This window comes from Defluviitoga sp., assembly GCF_035349255.1.
GTDB lineage: Bacteria > Thermotogota > Thermotogae > Petrotogales > Petrotogaceae > Defluviitoga.
In genome coordinates this window covers 1-4,575 of record NZ_DAOPSE010000065.1, presented here as the reverse complement: position 1 = coordinate 4,575, position 4,575 = coordinate 1, and the positions used below count along the sequence as shown (strand labels likewise).

The window sequence follows — 4,575 nt, the reverse complement described above, 5'->3', positions numbered from 1 at the left end:
AGTATATTCAAACAATCAATAATCACTAATTTTTTAAGAATTGTAAATAGAAATCAATCTTTCTATGAGATTTTCATCAAAGGCATATATTCCATTTTCTAATTCGTAAGCTTGATTAAATTTTAAAATGAATTCCAAGGGTTTCCCAACGCATCTTTTTAACTCTTCGATGCCAAAATCTCTTTCAATTGTTTTAGCCATTTTGTATCCTAAAGGATGAATAATTTGATTTTGCATAATAAATTCATAGAGATTTATAGAATCATCTTCATTTATTATTTTTCTTTGCATTTTATCATTGAAATCACTTATATATTTTGCTGTATTTTCTAGTATCTCTGTAATCAAACCTTTGTCAGTCCAACCGAACTCTTCATAAATAGCCCATAAACTTTCGAAGCTACACATATCAGCTATTCCTTCATTCTCTAATGCCCATAAAGTAAGTGTCACATCATTGAAGGCGTTTTTAGAGTATTCTGAAAGGTTTAGATAGTCTTTTAAATAATGATGCATTTCATGAGCAAGTAAAGCAGTAAGTTGAACTTCATTTATTTTTTTTGCAAATGGTAAGTCTAAAAGAACTATATTTTCTTCCACACAAGCGTTGTACATGAATATATAGTAATAAAAATTTAATTCAATATTACCTTCAATTTTTGGCAAATATCTAAGAGCCCTGTTGATATATGTTTTTTTGTCAATGAAATGCATTATTTCTTCTGTATAATTTAGTAGTTTGTCTACATTGCTAATAGCCCAGATTACTGGTTCGATTATATTTTTTCTCAAAGTATCTTTCTCAACACAACCTTCTGAATTTAAATTTAGAATATATGCTTCATAGAAAAGATCAATCCATTCTTCTTTTTTCGTAAGGCCAATGTTTTGTCCAAATAAGTTTAATAATTTTTCATAGGATTTTGTATCAAAAAGCCATTTAATATCTGCTTTCTTAAGTATAGTATTTGATTGAAATACTTTAATAAAATCATTAATACCTTCTATGTTGTGTTTTAGGATTATGTTCACTAATACTCCTCCTCTAGGATTTTTATTTAGAGCCTCACATTTGGTTACTTTATCCGCACTAAAATCATAGTAAAATATTGCTTTTAATTATACCATAGAAAAGAGAGAAATAATAGTATCTTTATTAAAAAAGTTTCATAGAACTTACTTTGAGTTACCTTGTTTTATCATTTTATTAACTTTAGCATATAATAAATTACGCAATTGTAAGTTATTTTTAATGAACATATAAGTTAAAAATGGTAATATTTGCTTAGTAAATTAGTAAGTTTTTAGTAAACAAAAAAAGAAATACAAGCTTAAATGTAAATATTATTTTAGATATATGCTATAATACTATAAATTGATCAAAAATAAGTAATACAAACAATTTATTTATACTAAAATAAGTTGCAATTTTTTTCATTTTTTAATTCTATATTAATAAATTTTTGGGGCATATTATTAACAGATTGTTTTTAATATGGACTAATCATTACAAGGGAGGTGTTTACTGGTATGAAAAAAGGTTTGGTATTTTTAATGTTAATAACCTTGTTTGTTTCACTGGCTTATGCGTCTTTGGGCTTTAAAATTGGAGTTGTAACAGGTACTGTGTCGCAGGGAGAGGATGAGTACAGAGGAGCAGAAAATGTAATAAAAAAATATGGTTCTGACATTATTCATGTTATTTACCCCGATAACTTTATGCAAGAACAAGAAACCACTATTGCTAGGATAGTTGAACTGGCTTATGACCCTTCAGTTAAAGCAATAGTTATTTGTCAAGCTGTTCCTGGAACAGTTGCAGCAATTAGAAAAGTCAAAGAATTTAGACCTGACATAGTTTTTGTAGCGGGTACTCCCCATGAAGATCCTCCAATTGTAGAAAGAGTTGCAGATGTCTCGTTTAATACTGATGATGAAAGAAGAGGTATAACAATCATAGATCTAGCCCATAAAATGGGAGCTAAGACGTTTATACATTATTCATTCCCCAGGCATTTAAGTATGGAATTAATTGCGAGAAGGAAAGACTTAATGGAACAGAGATGTAAAGAACTTGGAATACAATTTGTTTCAGTTTCTGCACCTGATCCAATGGGAGAACAGGGAATAACTGGTTCTCAACAATTTATCTTAGAAGATGTTCCGAGGCAGCTTGCAAAATATGGAAAAGATACAGCTTTCTTTTCAACGAATTGTGCTATGCAAGAACCATTGATTACTGCTATTCTAAAGCATGGAGGTATATTTCCAGAACAATGTTGTCCATCACCAACTCATGGTTACCCCGGTGCTCTGGGTATAGCCATTCCCGAAGATAAAAAGGGAGATTTCAACTATATATTAAAGGCAATTAATGAAAAAATAGTTGAAGGAGGCGGAGCTGGTAGATTTGCTACATGGCCTGTACCTACGAATATGCTTTTTGTAGAAGCAGGTGTTGAAGTAGCAATAAAACTAGTAAATGGAGAAATTAAATCTGCTGATATGGATGCAATAAAGGCGGTATTCGACGAAGTTGCTTCCCAGAAAGTTAAGGGTGTTGGAATAACATTTAATAGATTTTCAGATAAGGGAAACTTTTATTTAGTTATTGCAGATTCAGTTATATTTGGGGTTACTGAGTTTTAATTGACTACTAGAATGATTTATAGAAGGATGTCGGCTGTTTGCCGACATCCTTTTGGTAGGAGGAATCAGTATGGAAAAGATCCTTGAAATGAGAAACATATGTAAATCTTACTATGGCAACCAGGTCCTAACAAACGTTAATCTAGATTTGTTTCCTGGAGAAATTCATAGTCTAGTTGGGGAAAATGGTTCAGGTAAATCTACTTTGATGAACATTCTTTTTGGAATGCCTGTTATTCAAAATACCGGAGGCTTTGAAGGAGAAATTATTTTTGAAGGGAAACCAGTGATTATAGACTCTCCCAGGAAGGCTATGGAACTAGGCATAGGCATGGTACACCAGGAATTCATGCTTTTGCCAGGATTCACAATAACAGAAAATATAAAACTAAACAGAGAGATCACTAAAAAAAATTTTTTAAGCAGGATATTTGGAAAGTCACTTGAAACTTTAGATATTCCAAGAATGAGAAAAGATGCTAGAAAAGCTTTGGATACGGTTGGAATGACTACTCTTGATGAATGGATTCCTGTGGCTGGACTACCGGTAGCTTACAAACAGTTTGTGGAAATAGCAAGAGAAATAGATAAAAAAAATCTCAAAATTTTGGTTTTAGATGAGCCGACGGCAGTCCTATCAGAATCTGAAGTGAAAGGTTTTTTAGAAGTGGTTCGTTTCTTATCAAAAGAAGGAATAGCAATTTTATTTATATCTCATAGACTTTCAGAGGTGTTGGAAGTTTCAGACCGAGTAACAATTTTGCGAGATGGATTTGTGGTTGATCATGGTCCAATTTCATCTTTTAACGCTATATCGATTGCTGAAAAAATGGTAGGCAGAAAAGTAGAAATATTAGAGCTACCAAAAAGGGGGAAAAATCTTGATGAGACAGACGTTATCATGTCAATAAATGATCTGCATGTTTTAATGCCAGGAGAAATGGTTAAAGGATTTGATATAGATATCATAAGAGGAGAAATATTGGGTATAGGGGGTTTAGCTGGGCAAGGCAAACTTGGAATCGCTAATGGTATTGCTGGTTTATTTCCATCAAATGGTTCAGTTTACTTTGAGGATGAGCCGTTTCAATTAAATAATCCAGGTTTTGCACTAAATAAAGGCATCGTATATCTTTCTGAAGACCGACGAGGTGTTGGATTGTTACTAGATGAATCGGTAGAAATTAATATAACTGCAACTGCCATTCAAGCCTATGGAGAGTTTATGAAATGGCTTCTATTTTTGAAGATATATGATAAGAAGGCTATAAGGCAGCATGCAATAAAGATGATTAAAGAACTTGATATACGCTGTAAAAGTCCTTCACAACCAGTTAGAAGATTAAGTGGAGGCAATCAACAAAAAGTTTGTCTGGCGAGAGCATTTACTTTGAAGCCTAAAATTCTTTTTGTTTCGGAGCCAACACGTGGAATAGACGTTGGTGCAAAAAAGTTAGTCTTAGATTACCTTGTTAAGATGAATAGGGAAAAAGGAATAACAATTGTCATGACCTCAAGCGAACTTGCAGAATTGAGAAGTATATGTGATCGTATAGCAATAGTCTCAGAGGGAAAGCCTTCAGCTATTCTAAAACCAACTGATTCAGACGCAGAGTTTGGTATGGCAATGGCTGGAAAATTCCAGGAGGTGATAATGGGTGAACGATAGGACTGCACTTCTTAAAAAAATAGATATTCCAACGTTAATAATAGTATTGTTTTTAGTAGGGTTGTTTGTACTAGCATTCATTACGGGCGTTGCTGTACCTCCTCTGATTGGAGATTCTCTTAGAAGGATAGGTATGAATGGTGTATTGGTGTTAGCGATGGTACCTACTATAAGATCTGGAATAGGCCCAAATTTTGGGTTACCTATAGGAATAATTGGGGGATTATTGGGAGCACTAATTAGTATGCAGTTGGGAC

At 32.9% G+C, this 4,575-nt stretch carries 3 protein-coding genes and 1 pseudogene; 3 read left to right on the top strand and 1 reads right to left on the bottom strand.

The annotated features are described in order from the left end of the window. Positions 1–33: 33 nt before the first annotated feature. Entirely contained in the window at positions 34–1,032 is a 999-nt protein-coding gene (locus PKN74_RS07950; protein ID WP_472310276.1) for a DUF5700 domain-containing putative Zn-dependent protease, read from the bottom strand. A gap of 498 nt (positions 1,033–1,530) precedes the next feature. Between PKN74_RS07950 and PKN74_RS07945 the strand changes: the two genes are divergently transcribed. The 3 genes and pseudogenes from PKN74_RS07945 to PKN74_RS07935 all read left to right on the top strand — a co-directional run. Continuing rightward, entirely contained in the window at positions 1,531–2,649 is a 1,119-nt protein-coding gene (locus PKN74_RS07945; protein ID WP_472310274.1) for a DUF3798 domain-containing protein, read from the top strand. A gap of 70 nt (positions 2,650–2,719) precedes the next feature. Next, the gene (locus PKN74_RS07940; protein ID WP_472310272.1) at positions 2,720–4,318 is read left to right on the top strand and encodes a sugar ABC transporter ATP-binding protein; all 1,599 of its coding nucleotides are present in this window, start codon (positions 2,720–2,722) and stop codon (positions 4,316–4,318) included. After that, positions 4,308–4,575, top strand: a pseudogene (locus PKN74_RS07935) (ABC transporter permease); the annotation flags it as partial. The gene PKN74_RS07940 and the pseudogene PKN74_RS07935, both read left to right, overlap by 11 nt.